The sequence below is a fragment of the Epilithonimonas hispanica genome, from assembly GCF_003385395.1.
Taxonomy (GTDB): domain Bacteria; phylum Bacteroidota; class Bacteroidia; order Flavobacteriales; family Weeksellaceae; genus Epilithonimonas; species Epilithonimonas hispanica.
On sequence record NZ_QNUG01000012.1, the window covers coordinates 1 to 19,076 of the forward strand.

19 protein-coding genes are annotated in these 19,076 nt (G+C 33.5%); 12 read left to right on the top strand and 7 right to left on the bottom strand.

All coding sequences use genetic code 11. From position 1 onward, the window contains the following. Positions 1–137: 137 nt before the first annotated feature. The 4 genes from DRF58_RS07075 to DRF58_RS07090 all read right to left on the bottom strand — a co-directional run bounded on the left by DRF58_RS07075 (position 138) and on the right by DRF58_RS07090 (position 2,881). Positions 138–653 (bottom strand): NUDIX hydrolase, encoded by a 516-nt coding sequence (locus tag DRF58_RS07075; RefSeq protein WP_116034181.1) that lies wholly within the window; start codon positions 651–653, stop codon positions 138–140. 62 nt (positions 654–715) lie between these two features. Continuing rightward, positions 716–1,627, bottom strand: a complete 912-nt coding sequence (xerD, locus tag DRF58_RS07080) for a site-specific tyrosine recombinase XerD (protein WP_116034183.1) — start codon at positions 1,625–1,627, stop codon at positions 716–718. Positions 1,628–1,672: 45 nt separating this feature from the next. Next, entirely contained in the window at positions 1,673–2,104 is a 432-nt protein-coding gene (locus tag DRF58_RS07085) for a deoxycytidylate deaminase (protein WP_116034184.1), read from the bottom strand. 9 nt (positions 2,105–2,113) lie between these two features. After that, the gene (locus tag DRF58_RS07090) at positions 2,114–2,881 is read right to left on the bottom strand and encodes an enoyl-CoA hydratase/isomerase family protein (RefSeq protein WP_116034186.1); all 768 of its coding nucleotides are present in this window, start codon (positions 2,879–2,881) and stop codon (positions 2,114–2,116) included. 190 nt (positions 2,882–3,071) lie between these two features. Between DRF58_RS07090 and DRF58_RS07095 the strand changes: the two genes are divergently transcribed. The 12 genes from DRF58_RS07095 (at position 3,072) to DRF58_RS07150 (ending at position 14,976) form a co-directional block, all read left to right on the top strand. After that, positions 3,072–3,413, top strand: a complete 342-nt coding sequence (locus tag DRF58_RS07095) for a septal ring lytic transglycosylase RlpA family protein (protein WP_116034188.1) — start codon at positions 3,072–3,074, stop codon at positions 3,411–3,413. Positions 3,414–3,542: 129 nt separating this feature from the next. Beyond that, entirely contained in the window at positions 3,543–4,835 is a 1,293-nt protein-coding gene (gene eno / locus DRF58_RS07100) for a phosphopyruvate hydratase (protein WP_116034189.1), read from the top strand. 208 nt (positions 4,836–5,043) lie between these two features. After that, positions 5,044–6,330 (top strand): citrate synthase, encoded by a 1,287-nt coding sequence (locus DRF58_RS07105; RefSeq protein ID WP_116034191.1) that lies wholly within the window; start codon positions 5,044–5,046, stop codon positions 6,328–6,330. 260 nt (positions 6,331–6,590) lie between these two features. Then, entirely contained in the window at positions 6,591–7,505 is a 915-nt protein-coding gene (locus DRF58_RS07110; RefSeq protein WP_116034193.1) for a dimethylarginine dimethylaminohydrolase family protein, read from the top strand. 24 nt (positions 7,506–7,529) lie between these two features. Further along, positions 7,530–8,447, top strand: a complete 918-nt coding sequence (gene ctlX / locus DRF58_RS07115) for a citrulline utilization hydrolase CtlX (RefSeq protein WP_116034315.1) — start codon at positions 7,530–7,532, stop codon at positions 8,445–8,447. 95 nt (positions 8,448–8,542) lie between these two features. Beyond that, the gene (locus DRF58_RS07120) at positions 8,543–8,908 is read left to right on the top strand and encodes an S-adenosylmethionine decarboxylase family protein (protein WP_116034194.1); all 366 of its coding nucleotides are present in this window, start codon (positions 8,543–8,545) and stop codon (positions 8,906–8,908) included. Then, the gene (locus DRF58_RS07125; protein ID WP_245955376.1) at positions 8,905–10,356 is read left to right on the top strand and encodes a DUF4178 domain-containing protein; all 1,452 of its coding nucleotides are present in this window, start codon (positions 8,905–8,907) and stop codon (positions 10,354–10,356) included. The genes DRF58_RS07120 and DRF58_RS07125 overlap by 4 nt, the downstream gene beginning before the upstream one ends. Beyond that, entirely contained in the window at positions 10,356–10,550 is a 195-nt protein-coding gene (locus DRF58_RS07130; protein WP_116034198.1) for a hypothetical protein, read from the top strand. The genes DRF58_RS07125 and DRF58_RS07130 overlap by 1 nt, the downstream gene beginning before the upstream one ends. Before the next feature lie 18 nt (positions 10,551–10,568). Beyond that, positions 10,569–10,784 carry a DUF350 domain-containing protein gene (locus DRF58_RS07135; protein WP_027383480.1) on the top strand — a complete coding sequence of 72 codons (216 nt, stop codon included), beginning with the start codon at positions 10,569–10,571 and terminating at the stop codon, positions 10,782–10,784. Beyond that, positions 10,777–12,291, top strand: a complete 1,515-nt coding sequence (locus DRF58_RS07140) for a polyamine aminopropyltransferase (protein WP_116034199.1) — start codon at positions 10,777–10,779, stop codon at positions 12,289–12,291. Before DRF58_RS07135 ends, DRF58_RS07140 begins: the two co-directional genes overlap by 8 nt. Positions 12,292–12,305: 14 nt before the next feature. Continuing rightward, complete coding sequence (locus DRF58_RS07145; protein WP_245955377.1) at positions 12,306–13,907, top strand: NAD(P)/FAD-dependent oxidoreductase; 1,602 nt, start codon at positions 12,306–12,308, stop codon at positions 13,905–13,907. 46 nt (positions 13,908–13,953) lie between these two features. Continuing rightward, a complete protein-coding gene (locus tag DRF58_RS07150) occupies positions 13,954–14,976 on the top strand; it encodes a hypothetical protein (RefSeq protein WP_116034201.1) in 1,023 nt (340 codons plus the stop codon). A gap of 64 nt (positions 14,977–15,040) precedes the next feature. Here DRF58_RS07150 and DRF58_RS07155 read toward each other — a convergent pair whose 3' ends face one another. The 3 genes from DRF58_RS07155 to DRF58_RS07165 all read right to left on the bottom strand — a co-directional run bounded on the left by DRF58_RS07155 (position 15,041) and on the right by DRF58_RS07165 (position 19,051). After that, entirely contained in the window at positions 15,041–17,299 is a 2,259-nt protein-coding gene (locus tag DRF58_RS07155) for a TonB-dependent receptor domain-containing protein (protein WP_116034202.1), read from the bottom strand. A gap of 334 nt (positions 17,300–17,633) precedes the next feature. Beyond that, complete coding sequence (locus tag DRF58_RS07160) at positions 17,634–18,632, bottom strand: 2-hydroxyacid dehydrogenase (RefSeq protein WP_116034204.1); 999 nt, start codon at positions 18,630–18,632, stop codon at positions 17,634–17,636. A 77-nt stretch (positions 18,633–18,709) separates the two neighbouring features. Next, positions 18,710–19,051 carry a DUF3817 domain-containing protein gene (locus DRF58_RS07165; protein ID WP_116034206.1) on the bottom strand — a complete coding sequence of 114 codons (342 nt, stop codon included), beginning with the start codon at positions 19,049–19,051 and terminating at the stop codon, positions 18,710–18,712. Between the last annotated feature and the right edge of the window lie 25 nt (positions 19,052–19,076).

Consider the following 19,076-nt stretch of genomic DNA (forward strand, 5'->3'; position numbering starts at 1 on the left):
GTTCAACCGAAGATACTTTGGAGAATCCCTGTTCGACAGGCTGGTGGTAGCTTCTGTATCTCAAAAAAATAGTTTTAGGCATAATATCAAGTAGTCATTTAAAATAAAAACCGGAAAATTGTTTTCCGGTTTTTTTATTAAAGTTTGTCAATGTAATTTTTAAGAAATCGTTTCTGAGATTCAAAAGCGATTTTATTCAAATCAAGCTCTGAAGCTTTTATCCAAATTGTAGCAGATATTTCTGATTCTTCTAATTTGATTTCAAATTTTTCCTCAACTTCATACAAGTAGAATAAATCCAAAGTGTTGTAATCAATACTCTTGTAAGGATAGATGTTTGGTTGACTTCCCAGATATTTGAATTCTTCAGGATTGATTGTTAATCCTAATTCTTCATTTAGCTCTCGGGAACAAGTTTCTTCAGAAGTTTCTTTCGGGTCTGTAAATCCGCCAGATAAATCCCATTTTCCTTTTCCGGGTTCTTGATTTCTAACAGTAAAAAACAATTCATCTTTACATTGTATGACAACCGCAACTGCAGCTGCAGTATTGTGATATAATACAAAGTCACAATTGTTACAGCTCCATTTGGAAACGTTATTCCATTGCAAATTTCCCTGACCACATTTGGGGCAGAATCTCAAATTTTCCATAGCATAAAATTAATCAAATAAAAAGAAATCCACTTAGAATATATTTAAGTGGGCTTTAATATTTAAACTACTTTTCTATTTCTAGGATGGAATTTGATAATCACATCTCTCAATTCCTCTGTTTTCAAATGCGTGTAAATCTGGGTTGTTGTAATGCTGCTATGCCCCAACATCTCCTGAATAAATCTCAAATCTGCTCCATTCTGTAATAGATGTGTTGCAAAAGAATGTCGGAAAGTATGCGGAGAAATGTTTTTATTGATGCCTGCTTTTTGGGTCAATTCTTTTATGATAATAAAAACAATTACTCTAGACATATTGGTTCCTCTGGTATTTAGAAATAGGGTGTCTTCAAATTTTTTATTGATTTTATTATTGCTTCTTACATTTTTTATATAGTCTTGGATGTAATCTGCCGTAGATTTGGCTAAAGGTACCAATCTTGTTTTTTCGCCTTTTCCTTCTACGATGATGTAGCTTTCTTTGAAATTAATATTGGAAATTTTCAAATCTACTAATTCCGACACGCGTAATCCACAGCTATACAATACTTCCAAGATACATTGGTTTCTTTTTCCAATATCTGTGTGTTTTTGTATGTTTTCTATGATTCTGTCAATGTCATCAATACTCAGTGTGTCAGGAAGGTAAAGTCCCAATTTGGGGCCTTCCAAAAGTGAAGCCGGATTGTCTTCTCTATATTCTTCTTCCAAAAGAAATTTGAAAAAAGCTTTTATAGAAGAAATACTTCTAGCTTGAGAGCGTTCGCTGATTTTCTTTTTTGATAGTTGATAAATGAATTCCTGAAGATTTTCATAACTGATGACTTGTGGAGATATTTCACCTAAATCAGTTATAGCAAAACCTTCTAATTTTTTGATGTCTCTAACGTAAGCGTCAAGCGTGTTGTCGGAGAAGCTTTTCTCAAATTTTAGAAAATTTGAGAAGTCTGTTATTTTTTCGGACCAGTTCATATTTGTGTGTTTTTTTTTAATTGTTTTTAAAAATGTATTGTTATGTCATACGATATATAATTCTTGTTCTGTAATGTTTAAAATCTCAATTCCCGAATTTTTTAAAAATTCTAATCCACTATCATCAGAGTACCCAGCCATGTAAACTACTTTTTCGATTCCAGATTGTAATATCAATTTGCTACACTCTTTGCAAGGTGACATTGTGATATATAATGTTGCACCTTTGCAAGATTGTGTACTGCTTGCTATCTTCAATATGGCATTGGCTTCTGCATGAAGAACAAACCAATTGGTTTTTCCTTCTTCGTCCTCACAATTGTTTTCGAATCCCGAAGGTGTCCCATTATATCCGTCAGAAATAATCATTCTGTCCTTTACAATAAGTGCACCAACTTTTTTTCTCTTACAATAAGATAGATTGGCCCATTCGGACGCCATCTTAAGGTAAGCAATATCGAATTTGTTATAATTCATTACTTTAGTTTAATTGAAGGAAGGTTTTCTTTTTTCTAGAAAAGCAGAAACACCTTCTTTAAAATCTTCTCCCGAAAATAATTCTCCAAAAGAATTAACCTCCGTTTCCATTCCATTTTCTTTGTCACTAGCATTTACAGCTTTTATGGCTTTAGCAATGCCTTGTGGAGAATTTTTCACAATTTGTTCAGCTAACTCCTGAGTTTTTGCAAGCAATTCTTCTAAAGAAAAAACTTCATTTACTAAGCTTATTGATTTCGCTTTTTCAGCTGTAATCATTTTCGCTGAAAAAATCATTTCGTTGGCCAGGCCTTTTCCAACTAATTTTGGTAATCTTTGTGTTCCTCCATAGCCAGGAATTAATCCTAAAGTAACCTCTGGTAAACCTAATTTTGCATTTTCCGAAGCATATCTGATATGGCAAGATAATGCCAATTCTAATCCTCCACCCAAAGCAAAACCATTGATAGCTGCAATCACGGGTTTGCTCAAATCTTCTATTTTTTGAAAAACCAGATGTCCCCTTTTTGAGAGTTCTTTTGCTTTTTCTGAACCGAAAGCAGAAAATTCTTTGATATCTGCACCAGCAACGAAAGATTTTTCTCCACTACCAGTAACAATCACACAGCTTACATTTTTATCTGAATCTAAAATGCCAAAAACATTTTCCAAATCATTAAAAACCTGAGCATTCAAGGCGTTTAAGCTTTCGGGTCTGTTGATAGTTACTACTGCAATTTTCTTATCTATCGTTAATTTTATACTTTCGTAATTCATTTCAAAAAGAAGATTATATTTAATTCTAAAATGATGTAATAGTCGAATTTAGAAATTTATGCAATATAAACAAAATATTAATGATTAATTAATATTCCTGCTGTTATTTTATTAACCTTTGTAAATTGAGTTTGTGAAAAATATTTATAAAATACTGGAAATTTTATTTAAAATAAACATATTCCTACTTATGCTTTCTGTAGTTTCTTGTGGAAGTCGAAACTCATCTAGTAATTCATCTGGATATGTAATAACAACAGTTTCCTATTATGCCAACAAATTTAATGGTAAAAAAACGGCAAGTGGAGAAACCTATAAACATTCTAAAATGACAGGAGCACACAAGTCTCTTTCTTTTGGGACACGAGTTGAAATTGTAAATGTTGATAATGACAAATCGGTAATCATTGTTGTAAATGATCGTGGTCCTTTGAGGTCTTCCAGAGAATTCGATCTTAGTCAAGGAGCTTTCAAAAAAATTGCTGACCTTAATGATGGTATTGTAAAAATAAAATACAAAATCCTCAAATAATAAGTGATTTCTATAGATGTGATAAATGTTAAGAAATGATTCATCACATAATATTTTAAAAATGTTTAAATTTGCAATGCTTTATAAAAAGCAAACCAATTAAAAAATCTTAAAAACAACATCAAGACAATGAGTTACATTTCATTTATCGAAGCAAGACAAATATTAGATTCCAGAGGGAATCCTACAATTGAAGTAGATGTTTTCACAGAGAGTGGAGCTATGGGACGTGCGGCAGTACCTTCAGGAGCTTCTACAGGAGAACATGAAGCAGTTGAACTAAGAGACGGTGCACCAGAATTCCTTGGAAAAGGTGTTTTGAAAGCGGTAGAAAACGTAAAAGAAATCATCGCTCCAGAATTGATTGGTCTTCCAGTTTTCGAACAAAATTTGATTGATGCTGTAATGATTCAACTTGATGGAACTTCTAACAAAGGTAAATTAGGGGCCAACGCAATTTTAGGAGTTTCTTTGGCTGTTGCAAAAGCTGCTGCTAACGAGCTTAGAATGCCTCTTTATAAATATGTAGGTGGTGTAAATGCTAATACACTTCCTGTTCCAATGATGAACGTAATCAACGGTGGTTCTCACTCAGATGCGCCAATTGCTTTCCAAGAATTCATGGTAATGCCTGTGAAAGCAGATTCTTTCTCTCACTCTTTGAGAAAAGGAACTGAGATTTTCCATAGCTTAAAATCTATTCTTCACGGTAGAGGTTTGTCAACTGCAGTAGGAGACGAAGGTGGATTTGCTCCAACTTTCACGGGAACAGAAGATGCTTTGGATACATTACTACAAGCTATAGAAAAAGCAGGTTACAAGCCAGGTGATGATGTCATGATTGCTTTGGATTGTGCAGCTTCCGAGTTCTATAAAGACGGCCTTTACGATTATAGAAAATTCCAGACTCCAGATGCGCCTGTATTTTCAAGCAGCGAGCAGGTTTCTTACTTGGCTGAATTGGCTAACAAATATCCAATCATCTCAATCGAAGATGGTATGCAGGAAAATGACTGGGCAGGTTGGAAAGAATTGACTGATAAAATCGGTGACAGAGTTCAGTTGGTTGGTGACGACTTATTCGTGACTAATGTTGAGAGACTTTCTAGAGGTATCGCAGAAAATACAGCTAACTCAATCCTTGTAAAAGTTAACCAAATTGGTTCCCTTTCTGAAACTATGGCAGCAGTTCAGATGGCGCAGCATAATAGATATACGACAGTAATGTCTCATAGATCCGGAGAAACAGAAGATGCTACCATTGCAGACCTTGCAGTAGCTCAAAACTGTGGACAAATCAAAACTGGTTCTGCATCTAGATCAGATAGAATGGCGAAGTACAACCAATTGTTGAGAATCGAGGAAGCTCTTGGAGAAACTGCCGTTTTCCCAGGTTTAGATGCTTTCAAAATCAAAAGATAATTTTTGATTAATATTGATATCCAAAGTCTTTGAAATTTTCAAAGGCTTTTTTGCTGTATTATTTGATTGTCAAATTCTTATTAAAATTGTAATTGTTTTGAAATCAGTCAATTATCATCATAAATAAAATCAATCCCAATTTATGACTTTTGTCAGTTGACAGTTTGGTGCGAAAGTCCTATATTTAGCAGACAAAATTTTTTTTAAAATGTCAGATAATAAAGTTATATTAAATTACGATGGGAAAAGCTTCGAATATCCAATCGTAGATAGTACTATCGGTGACAGAGGAATAGATATTTCCAAATTGAGAGATCAAACAGGATTGATTACTTTGGATCTTGGTTACAAAAATACAGGTGCTACAATTAGTGAAATTACTTACCTAGATGGTGATAAAGGGGAATTATTCTACAGAGGTTATCCTATAGAGCAAATCGCTGAAAAATCAAACTTTACGGAAGTAATGTACCTTTTACTTCACGGAGAATTACCATCAACAGAACAGTTCAGTTCTTTTGAAAACAACATCAAAAAATATAATTTTGTTGCAGACGAGCTTAAAAAACTAATCGATGTTTTCCCTCGCTCTGCGCATCCTATGGGCGTTTTGTCTTCTTTAACTTCTGCTCTTACAGCATTCAATCCAAAAGCGGTTGATGTTAAATCTAAAGAAGAATTAGATCTTGCAGCAGAATTAATGATTGCAAAATTCTCTCATCTTTGTGCCTGGACTTACAGAAAAACACAAGGTTTACCAATTAACCACGGAGATAACAGTCTTAACTATGTTGAGAATTTCTATAAAATGGCGTTCAGACTGCCGAATGAGGAATTCCAAATGGATCCAGTTGTAGTTGCTGCTTTGGATAAATTGTTGATTCTTCACGCAGACCACGAGCAAAACTGTTCTACTTCTACTGTAAGAATGGTTGGTTCTGCTCATACAGGTTTGTTTGCCTCTATTTCTGCAGGTGTTTCTGCGCTTTGGGGACCACTTCACGGAGGAGCAAACCAAGCCGTTATCGAAATGTTAGAATTGATTGAAAAAGACGGCGGTGACGTTAACAAATGGGTGGCAAAAGCAAAAGATAAAAACGACAGCTTCAGATTGATGGGCTTCGGACACAGAGTTTACAAAAACTTTGACCCAAGAGCAAAAATTATCAAAAAAGCAGCAGACGATATCTTAGGAAAATTAGGAATCCAAGATAAAGCGCTTGACATTGCAATGCAGTTGGAAAAAGTAGCTTTGGAAGACGAATACTTCATCGAAAGAAAATTATATCCAAACGTAGATTTCTATTCTGGAATCATCTACAGAGCATTAGGAATTCCAACAGAAATGTTCACAGTAATGTTTGCATTAGGAAGATTGCCAGGGTGGATTTCTCAATGGAAAGAAATGAGACTGAAAGGCGATCCAATCGGAAGACCGAGACAAATCTATCAAGGTTCTCCAATGCGTGATTATGTAGATATTTCCAAAAGATAAAAAATATTGAAAATCAATATAAAAATCCTCGAAATTAGTTTTTCGGGGATTTTTTTTGCATCAAATTAAAAATCCAGATGAAATTTTCGCCAGCAAAAGCTCTCTCACAGGTATTATTAACTAAAATAAAATATGAGCGATTACAATCCTTTAATTATATTTGCCTGATTCTGAATTTATAAAATCGCTCGCATTTTTTAGCCCAATTGTCTATGGAAACAGCGATTTCATTTGAACTTTGGAAATGACTGTAAGTAAATATGAAACTGAATATCAAAAACGAAACCGGAAGACTGAAATCTGTAGTTCTTGGACAGCCTAAATCTAATGGCCCTGTTCCAACTTTGGAAGAAAGTTACGACGCAAAATCTTATCATACAATCCAAAATAATATCTATCCAAAAGAACAAGACATTATTTCCGAAATGTCTGAATTTGAAATGGTTCTCAAAAAATATGATGTCGAGGTTTTTCGACCGAAAATCTTAAAAGATTACAATCAAGTTTTTGCGAGAGATGTCGCGTTTGTGATAGAGGACAAAATGATAATTTCGAATATCATTCCGGATAGAGCTGATGAACAAGAAGCTTACAGGCATATCATTGATAAAGTTTCTTGGCGAAACATCATCAACCTTCCCGAAACCGCTCATATCGAAGGTGGAGACGTGATTGTCTGGAACGGATTTCTTTTCATCGGAACAAGTTATAGTCCAGATTATAGAAATCTGAAAACAGCAAGAACCAACGAATATGCCATCGAAATTCTAAAAGAATATTTCCCAAAGAAAAGAATTATTGACCTTGATTTGAAGAAGAATGATACAAAACCTTACGAAGGGATTTTGCATTTGGATTGTACTTTTAATATTGTTGGGAATGACAAATGTATTATTTATAAAAATGGATTTGTAGATGAATCGGATTATCAATTATTAGTTGACATTTTCGGAGAAGAAAATTGTTTCGAAGTGAATGATAAAGAAATGTTCGAAATGAATCCAAATATCTTCTCAATTGCTCCAGATGTTGTGGTTTCTGATAAATCTTTTACTCGACTAAATCATCATCTGAGAGATGAATGGGGATTTACAGTAGAAGAAATTCCTTATCGTGAGATTTCCAAAATGGGTGGATTGTTAAGATGTTCGACTTTGCCGTTAGTGAGAGAATAATTAATTCAAAATTTGATTAAAACAATGCAAACTACAGATACAGTTTTGATGATAGAACCGGTTGCTTTTGGATTCAACGAGCAAACTGCGGTTAATAATTATTTTCAGGTTCAACAAGAAGGAAATGTTCAAGGAGAAGCTTTGAAGGAATTCAATGCTTTTGTTGAAAAACTGAGAGTAAAAGGTATTAATGTCATCACTATAAAAGATACACTTGACCCAAAAACTCCGGATTCCATTTTTCCGAATAACTGGGTAAGTTTTCACAGAGACGGAAAAGTGGTTTTATATCCAATGTTTGCGGAAAACAGACGTTTGGAAAGACGAAGTGATATCCTTGACCAAATCAAAGAACAATTCAACATCAACGAAATCGTCGATTATTCTGAAATTGAAAAAGAGAATAAATTCTTGGAAGGAACAGGAAGTATGATTTTCGATCACGATAACAAGATTGCTTACGGTTCGGTTTCTTTGAGATTGGATGAGGATTTATTTAGAAAATTCTGCAGTGAATTTGGATTCCAACCGGTGGTTTTTCACTCTTATCAAAACGCTGGTGCAGAAAGATTACCAATTTATCATACCAATGTGATGATGTGTGTTGCGGATAAATTCGTAGTGATTTGTTTAGATTGCATCGATGACGAATTGGAAAGAGAAAAAGTTATTGAAACGATTAAAAACTCAGGAAAAGAATTAATAGAAATCTCTGAAGATCAAATGCAACAATTTGCAGGAAATATGCTTCAAGTTCAAAATAATTCTGGCGAAAAATTCTTGGTGATGAGTCAAAGTGCGTATAAATCTTTGAAGCCTGAACAAGTTTCTGCAATCGAAAAATATTGTGAAATTATTTATTCAGATTTAGAAGTGATAGAAACAAACGGCGGCGGAAGCGCAAGATGTATGTTGGCTGAGGTTTTTCTACCGAAGAAATAAAATTTTTAAGAGCTGTAAATATTTACAGCTTTTTTATTAATCCTATTGTAAGTTTTTCAAAAAATTCTGATATTGCTTCCTGATAACCAGTAATAATGAAAACTTTAGAAATTTATCAGGAAGGATTACACGTTTTGTTGACGCTGAAGGTTCAGAATCCGGAATTACTGACAAATTATGACGCATATCTTGATTACGCTAAAAAACTTTTGGCAGAATGTGATACAGAAGTTGTTGGTGAGACTTTTCATATTTTTGATAATGACAGTTTCACTTCGGCAATTATTCTGAAAGAATCACATCTTTGCATCCATACTTGGCCGGAGTTTCAGCAACTGACTCTGGATTTGTTGCTTTGTAATTATTATAATGATAATACCGAAAAAGTTGAGAAAATCACTTCCAAATTACTAACTTATTTCGAGGCAGAAGTCATCAAAGAACACAAAATTCTGAGATGATGAAAACTTACGTGTGCCCGAGTTGTAAAACCGACAATATTCTTACAATTGATATCGAGATTGAACAATATATTTGTAAATCTTGCTCTAATTTAATTAATACAGAGACCAAAACGATTTTAAAATCGGTTAAAAAACCAACGGAGAATGTAGTTTTGGAAGTTGGCCAAAAAGGTAAAATTGACGGAATTGAATATCAAGTTATAGCAATTGTTGTTCGCAAATATGGAACGTCTGTTTTCTGGAGAGAATATTATCTGAAAGACAAAGATAAAAATGACGCATTTTTGAGTGAAAGCAGTGGACATTGGGTTTTTCTGCAGCCGAAAGAAATGCCGAAAAAAGATTTCAAATTTCATGCAGAATTCAATGGGAAAAAGTACAGATGGTACGAATCTACTCCCAATAACATTGATGCAGCAACCGGTTTCTTCGAAGATAAAATTAAATTTTCTCTAGCCAATTATAAAGAATTTGTCAACGGAACAGAAATGGTTTCTATTGAGCAAGTTGGAGCAGAAAAAACTTTCCTTTGGGGAAAACACATTCCGAAAAGTGAAATAAAGCGGCAATTCAAACCTAATTATATGCCGAATTATTCCGGAATTGGGATTGTTCAGCCTTATTATATTAATATCAAACAATTAATCAATGTTCTGGCAATTGTTGCATTATTGATGAGCCTTCTACAACTTTACAACACGGTTTCAAGGACGAATTATGAAGTTTTCAGTGACAAAATCAGATTCGATTCTGTAAGAAACAAAGAATTGATTTCGAAGTCGTTTGATTTGAATGGTGCTTCTGCTCCGCTTAATGTAAAACTCTATTCCAATGTTGATAATTCTTGGGCAAACGTAGAATTGAGTCTCGTGAATGAAAAGACGAATGAGATCGAATACACATCTCAAGACATTGAACAATATCACGGTTACGAAAGCGGTGAAAGTTGGTCAGAAGGTGATAAAAACAAAGAATTTAATTTTTGTGGTGTTGCACCGGGAAAATATCATTTTGCAATCAATGCGCAGAAACAAGGTTTTGAACAGCCAAACGGTGAAACATTTTATTCTCCGGATGGAAGCAAGTCTTTTATTTATGATGAATTTGGATTTGTAGATGTAACAACTTTGGCGACAGGTGAAAAGATTTCTTACAATTTATCAAATCTTCAAACCAATGATTCTGTAATCTATTCAGAGTTAGAAAAAGCAAAAGAATTCAAACTCAAGAATCCAAATTTCTCTGCAACACTTCCTGATACAGATACGCTGAATCCCGAATTCGATATTCAGGCTTTTTGGAAACCTGTGAGTTTTTGGAATTACTTCATCATTATAGGAATAATGATTGTTTTGGTTCTTCTCAATTATTGGGGAAAATATCTTTTTGATAAAGAAAAATGGAAAAACAGTAACTATTCTCCTTTTAACGAATATACAAACTGATGGAAAAAGTTTTAAATTATATCAGAAATAATAAACTATTGCTATCCTTGGGAATATTCTTTCTGGGCTGGTTTTTATATTTGACTTACACCGGAAACCAATTCTGCGATTGTGCAAAAACAGAAAAATACAGAGACGGAGCAACCAGATATCGTTCACACGGAACTTCAGTTTACAGATATTATCACAAATAAATTTTAAAAACATTAATTATGGGAGATTTCAATTATTTACCAATACTTAATTCGATATTATATTCTTTTTTGGGAATTGCAATTTTGTTGATTTGCTATGTTATTATAGAAAAATTGACGCCGGAAAAAACTTGGCACGAGATTTCAAAAAATAACAATACTGCATTAGCCATTATTTTAGGCGCTTTTATTATTGGGATTTCTATCATTATCAGTGCCGCAATTCATGGATAAAAAACGAATTTCGTTTGAACTGCTTTTACTTTTTTCGGTATTTGTCATCGCAACTTGCGGACTGATTTATGAATTGGTTGCCGGAGCTTTGGCAAGTTATCTTTTAGGGGATTCTGTAAAACAGTTTTCTTTCATCATCGGCGTTTATCTTTTCTCGATGGGCGTTGGCTCTTATCTGGCAAAATTCATCCATAAAGATTTACTGAATAAATTTGTTGAAATCGAAATTCTTGTCGGAGTTATCGGAGGAATCAGTTCGGTAGTTTTATTCTATTTATTCAATACGGTTCATCATTTTGAGCCTGTATTATATCTATTTGTATTTCTAACAGGATGTTTGGTTGGATTGGAAATTCCATTATTGATGAATATTCTTAAAGATAAAGTGGCTTTCAAAGATTTAGTTTCCAATGTTTTCGCGTTTGATTATATCGGTGCTTTGTTGGCATCTATTCTTTTTCCTTTGGTTTTGATTCCGAGTTTGGGCATTATCAGAACACCGCTTTTTTTTGGTTTGATTAATATTTCCATTGCGATTTTCCTTTCGTTTTATTTGGAAAGAGAACTGAAACATCCAATTACATTAAAAATAAAATCAATTTTCGCCTTTCTAAGTTTATTAATACTTTTCATTTTTTCGGATAGACTTTTGGCTTTTTCCGAAGAAAAAATGTACGGAGAGAATATCATCTACGCAAACAATTCACCTTATCAACGAATTGTTTTGACTAGGAATAATCAGGATTTCCGACTTTATCTTAATAATAATCTTCAGTTTTCTTCCGCTGACGAATACCGCTATCACGAAGCTTTGGTACATCCTGCGATGTCTATGGCAAAGAATATCTCGAATGTTTTGGTTTTAGGCGGAGGCGATGGTTTTGCAGTTCGAGAAATTTTGAAATATAAAGACGTAAAGCATATCACGTTGGTTGATTTGGACGGAGAAATGACCAATTTTTTCCGAGATAATGAAACAATGAAACGTCTGAATCACAACTCATTTTCCAGCCCGAAAGTTGAAGTGATTAATAAAGACGCTTACATTTGGGTTAAAGAAAACAAGAAAAAATACGATGTCATCATCATCGATTTTCCGGATCCTTCTAATTACAGTTTAGGAAAATTATATTCGCTTCAGTTTTATAAAGAATTGGAGAAGATTACGACTAATGATACTAAAATTGTGGTCCAAACAACATCGCCTTATTTTGCTCCGAAATCTTTTTGGTGTATTGATAAAACCATTAATCAGATTTTTCCTTTTACCACAGCTTATCATTCTTATGTTCCTAGTTTTGGAGAATGGGGATTTTGTCTTGCATCTTTTCAGCCGATTGATAATGAGGTTGTAAGAAAGCTCCCGAATCTGAAATTCTATGATTATAACTTTAAACAAATGTCTTATTTCAGCAAAGATATGAAAGCAGATAATCTGGAAGTCAACCGTCTTGATAACCAAATTTTGGTAAGATATTTTGATGAAGAATGGGGTAAAGTTCAATAATATAATTCTTTAAAGTGTCACAAGAAGTCAACCAATTTTCCCGAAAATCTTTTCTCAAAACTATCTTTTGGGCAGGATTGATGTTGCCATTTCTACAATACTGCAAACAGAAATCAAAAACATTTTTGATAAAAATCTCAGGAACCAATTATGTTTTAGGACACCAACTTTGGGCTAAAGATTTCCCGAAACCAACCGAAGAAATCACAACCAAATTTCTGATTGTGGGAAGTGGAATTTCTGGACTTTCGGCTTGTCGATATTTGAAAAATAATAATGAAGATGATTTTATTTTGGCCGAAATGGAGAATCATTTGGGAGGAAATGCTTCTAATGGAGAAAACCAATTTTCAAAGTTTCCTCTTGGCGCACATTATCTCCCGATTCCAAACAAAGAAGATTTGGAATTGATTGAGTTTCTGAATGAATGTAAAATCTATCTTGGAGATGATGAAAACGGTTTACCGATTTTGGATGATGAACAACTAACTTTTCCAAAAGAAGAACGTTTGTTTTTCAAAAACGAATGGCAAAATGATTTGGTACCACAGAATGGAATTTCCTCTAAAACTAAAGAAGAACTCAATCGATATTTCAAGATGATGGATGAATTCCGAATTAAGAAAGATAGTTTCGGTAAATACTGGTTTAACATTCCATTAGATAATTCGAGTCAGGAAAATGAAGCTAGAAGTTTGAATAAGATTACTTTTGAAAATTGGCTTCAATCCAATAATTTTAAATCCGAAGAATTACTTTGGTTGCTGGATTATTCTTGCAAAGATGATTATGGTTTGGGTCTGAAATATGTTTCTGCTTGGGCTGGAATCCACTATTTTGCAGGAAGAAAAAATAATTGGGCAACCAATCGTCAAGACCAAGTTTTTACTTGGCCCGAAGGAAATGCAAGATTGGCAAAACATCTTTCAAGATCTGTTGAGAACAAGCAGTTAAGAAATCATCTTGTTTTTGATGTTAATCTTGATAAAGAAAATGTTGAGGTTTTAGTCTTTGATAATCGATCAAAAATTTCAAAAAAAATTATTGCTGAAAAAGTGCTTTTTGCGACGCCACAGTTTGTGAATCAGCATATTTTTAAGGATAGAAAATTCAAAAACTTCAATTATGTTCCCTGGCTTTTGGCAACTTTGACTTTGAAAAATGAATTTGGTGGCGCAGAAGAATTGGCTTGGGACAATGTGATTTTCGGAACGGAAGGTTTGGGTTACATCAATGACCAACATCAGAATCTGAATCAAATTGTTGGTGAAAAAGTCATCACATATTACCGAAGTTTCTCGACTGATAATTGTAAAAAAGCAAGGCGAAAATTATACAATTTGAAGGAAGAACAATTAAAGAATTTAGTTTTAAATGATTTGAAAGTTGCACATCCAGAAATCGAGGATTTTATTATTGATATTCAGTTTTATAAATTAGGACACGGGATGATTTCGCCTGTTCCCGATTTTATTTTTGGAGAAGAAAAACAATTAGCCAAACAGAATATTGATAACAAAATTTTCTTTGCTCACACCGATTTGTCAGGAATTTCTATTTTTGAAGAAGCCTTTCATCAAGGCATTAGAGCTGGAAAAGAAATGATGGGAATCTGAAATCCCCAAGATTACATTCGACCTTTAACAAAATAAATATCTTCAAATGAAACAGCCTTGGATACATAATGCGAAAACCGATTGGCGATTCATTTTATCGCCTCCTTTTTTGGTGCTGGCAATTGTGATTTTGTTTCAAAATCAGATTCAGAATCTGGAAAATCATTATTCGTTTTACACTTGGCTGATTTTGATTGTTTTTGTGGATGTTGCGCACGTTTATTCAACCTTATTCAAAACTTATTTTATCAAAGAAGAATTCCAGAAAAGAAAGCTTTTGTATTTGGGAATTCCTGCAATTAGTCTGATTTTCGGTTTGATTTTTTATCAATTCGGAAGTTTGTTCTTTTGGTCAGTTTTGGCTTTGGTAGCTGTGTTTCATTTTGTTCGTCAGCAATACGGATTTATGCGATTGTATGCGAGATTTGAGAAGAAAGGATTTTCGAAATTTTGGGACGGAATTGCTATTTATTCCGCTACGATTTTTCCAATGTTGTATTGGATTAAAACGCCAAGAGCTTTCAATTGGTTTGTAGAAAAAGAGTTTAATTGGCTGGATGCTTTCCCGAATTATATTCCTGCAATTACTATAATTTATTTTATAATTCTTGGAATTTGGATTCTGAAAACAATTTATTTTTTCATTAAAGATAAAACCTTCAATATTCCTAAAAATGCAATCATTGTCGGAACATATTTGTCTTGGTATTTTGGAATTGTTTATTTCAACAACGATTTAATTTTCACTTTACTGAATGTCATTTCTCACGGAATTCCTTACATCGCTTTGATTTATATCAGAGAAATTGAACAAAAAGAAACGGCATCTTTGAAACAACTTTCTATATTTAAAACAGGTTTCGGAATTTTATTATTTGTATTGATTATTATAGGTTTTGCTTTCTTTGAAGAATTGATGTGGGAAGTTTTGGTCTGGCGGGAGCATTTTTCAATCCAATCGTTAGAATTATCAATATCGTGGCAACAATTCTTGGTTCCGCTTTTGGTTGTTCCGCAGCTTACACATTATCTTTTGGATGGTTTTATTTGGAAGAATCAGAAAAAATAAAAACTCCCGAAGAATTTTCTCGGGAGTATCATTGAAAAATTTGATTTGAATATATAAATGGATGTTATCTGGTGCGGTTTTTAATGGCGTCGGAAGCTGTTTCTATATCACGGACTTTCTTTACTTTTTTGTTTCCGAAGTTATAAACGATACTCACTTTAACCTGCTGATTGAACTCGTTGTTTTTGACGTAGTTGTAGGTTCCGTCAGCTTGTTTGGTTTCAATTTCTACGATGTTGGTTTTCAAAAGGTCATCAATTCCTGCACTGAAAGTCCAGTCGTTCCAGATTTTCTTGATGTTAAGATCCAGGCTCATCAGATCTTTTAGAAGCCCCAATTCAATCTGCTGTTTGTCAACAAAGAAATAATTAACGCCTACAAACCAGGTTTTCTTTTTATCAAGTCTAATGGTATTATTGGTTTGAACAATGATGCTGTTTGATTTTGATTTATTAATAAATTCATTAAACATATCGCCAGAAGTTGGGTCTTTTGCCAAATAGCCATCATTCACATTTCTCTGAATTCCAATATTAAAGTTCGTTGTCAAATAGCTATTGAAGAATGATTTCTGAATTCCCAGCATTGCAGACATCTCTTGTTTATCTCCAAAATTGGTACGGATATATCTTAATTCTTGATATTTTACACCATCTTTTACAACTTCTCTTTGTAAAGGAACTTGGGTAATTACATCTTTGAAATAAGAGTGATTTAAGATCAGGAAGTAAGAGTTTTTGAACATATAAGTCAACTCATTCGTATAAACCGAAGATGCTTTTACAAAAGGATTATTCTGGATATAATTGTTATCTGTAATGATGTGTTTTACAGGATTTAGTTCCCAGAAACTTGGTCTTCTCATTCTGCTAGAGAATGCATAGGAGATATTATTTTTATCATTAATAGCATAATTGAAGCTCAAGTACGGTAAAAGGTTGTTGTATTTTCTTTCGATTCTTGTATACTCTGGATTTTGAGCATTGTCAGAAGTTCCTAAACTATTGGTGATTTCATAACGAGTTCCAACTTTTCCAGAGAATTTTTCCGTGAATTTCTTTTCCAAGGTCAGGTAAGCACCATAGATGTTTTCATCATAAACAAAGTGATTAGGGCTTAGAGTAATATTGATATCTTTTATGCTTCCATCAACATTGTAAGTATAATCGAAAGTATCATTCTTAGTGTCGTTATCTGTTTTTGTTTTGTTATAATTTCCTCCAACTGCAACTGTAAATTCATTCTTGAATTTTTTCACATAATCTGCCATTCCAGAAAAATTGTTGATAATCTGTGGCTGGTTTTGTTTGATTTCTCTAGAGATTAAACCCACATTTTGAAAAATATCAGAAGCAATGGTTTGGTTGGAACTGCTTTGTTTTCTGTTGTAATTTAGGTAAGAAGCATTCACATTAAGTTTGCTTCCAAGCTCGTCCATTTTCCATTCGTAGTTTAGGTTGACAGAGTTGTTGGCGCTTTTAGCATTTTCTCTTCCTTTGGTTAAACTATAGTTTGTAACGGTATTATTATCATTATCCAAAGATTTTGTGATATTGAATAAATCTGTTCTTGAGTCATAACTTTTATTAAACCAAGTATTCCAGGTAAGTGCAATGTTTTGATTATCTGTTAATTGGTAATCTGCGTTGATATAACCTCCGATATTTTGATTGGGATCATTGATATCACCAATGGAGCTGGTAGATGCATTGTTACTTCCATTTCTCAAGTCATATTTTTGAGGTTCTATGTTAGATCCTCCGCTCAGGTTAGCAGAGATTCCCAGTTTATCTTTTCTATAATTGATGGAAGCACTTGCAGAGTTACTGAAAAATTTATTGGCAGAACTGGACATTCTCATATTACCATTGGTTCCGTCCGTCATTTTTTTCTTTAAAATGATATTGATGATTCCGTCAGAGGATTCTACTTGATACTCACTTCCAGGAACTGTGATGACTTCAATTTTTTGGATGTTTTCTGCAGGTGTATTTTTCAAAAATTGATTCAAAGAATCAGCATCCATATTGGTTTTCCTACCATTAATGAAAATTAAAGCATTGTTTTTACCTGCTATTTTCAAAGTTTTATCATCGGTCGTAGAAAGAAGCGGTGTTTGTTTTAAGATATCAAAAGTAGTACTTCCTTTTGCAACCGGAGAATTGGACACATCATAAACGAAACGGTCGCTTTCTTTTTTGAACACTTGTTTTGTAAGTACAACGGCTTCAATGTTTTTTGTTTTGGTAGAATCTGTTTTTGTTTCTTGAGCAAATATTAATCCTGAGAAAAATAATGATGCAATAAGTATTTGAGCTTTCATAATTTATTTTATTTGAGAGTAATTTGTTTTTACTAATATTTAACATTGCAAAGATATATATTAAAATTAGTATTATGCAATACAAAGTAGTAAATAAAATTAATTTATTGATTTAATTCTTTGATTATCAATTGTAAAAATTTCAACTGTATAATTGTAAGACAATCGGTAATTAAGTTTTGTTACATCTAAAATGAAATAAAAATGAAAAAAGCCACTGTAAAATTTACAATGGCTTCATTATCTTAAAGTTCAGATATGGAATTTTAAGGTTTTATTTTAAATTTAAGTCACAATTTACTTTTAAAAAACTTTTGTGCCTTTTGTGGTTTGTCTATATCAAAACAGCATTCGGGTTTTCAAATTCTTCATTCTTTTCGAAATGAGAAAGACTCGTTAGAGTAGAAGTAGCAATCTGTTCAAGCGCTTCCTGAGTGAAAAAAGCCTGATGCGCTGTTACCAAAACATTTGGGAAACTCATCAGTCTTTGGATGGTGTCATCTTCGATAATCGTATGAGAAAGGTCTCGGAAAAATAATTTTTCTTCCTGCTCATAAACATCAATCCCGAGGTAACCGATATGTTTGGATTTCAGTCCGTGGATTACGGCTTTTGTATCAATCAATCCGCCTCGGCTTGTGTTGATAATCATTACATTTTGCTTCATTTTTTGGATAGACTCTTCATTAATCAAATGATGTGTAGATTCCATCAGCGGACAATGAAGTGAAACAATATCGGATTCTGAAAATAATTGTTCCTGAGAAACATATTCGATTCCAAGTTGTTTAAGTTCTTGATTCTCTGTAATATCAAAAGCTAAAACTTTGGCTCCAAAACCTTTCGCAATCTTCGCAAATGCAGCGCCAATATTTCCGGTTCCAATTACTCCGATGGTTTTCTGATAAAGATTAAAACCCATCAATCCATTCAAAGCAAAATTCTGTTCACGAACTCGGTTATAAGCTTTGTGTGTTTTTCGGTTAAGCGTGAGAATCATTGCCATTGCGTGTTCTGCAACTGCTTCTGGAGAATAAGCTGGAACTCTGGAAACTCTTATTCCAAGACGTTTTGCGGCTTCCAAATCCACATTGTTGAAACCTGCACAACGCAACGCAAGATATTTTACGCCTTTGCTTGCGAGTGATTCCAGAACTTCTGCATTCAGTTTGTCGTTCACGAAGGCGCAAACAGCGTCAGAATGGTCTATGAGATTGAGAACGTGTGGGCCAAGATGCGTTTCAAAATAATCCAATTCAAAATTGAATTGTTGATTCGCTTTGTCAAAAAATTCCTTGTCATAAGGCTTGGAGGAGAAAAATGTAATTTTCATATATGGAAATCTATTTTTTTATACTCTAAAGTTACAAAATTTGATTTCAAATAGGACATTTTACTCATTGATATTCATCATTCATTCCGATTTTCTCGGGCTAATTTTTTATCGACCCAAATCGTTGCAAACGGAAAAAATGCCGCACACAACGCAAAAATTGAATCCTCATCGTCCCAATTAAAAATCTTTTTCACCGGAAGCAAAAGTAAAAGATAAAGCGTGAAAAATAACCCGTGAATGCTTCCCATCGTACTGATATAAATAATGGCGAAAAGACCTTTGGGCTCAACACGAATCCAAACCATTGCTGTGAAAAGTAAAAACCAAGAAACGGCTTCTGCAAGGCAAACTTGTTTAAACCATTTAATGATTTTTTCTTCAGGATATTTTGAGGAATATTTTTCTATGATGTTCATTATTGCAAAGATAGAGGATTATAGA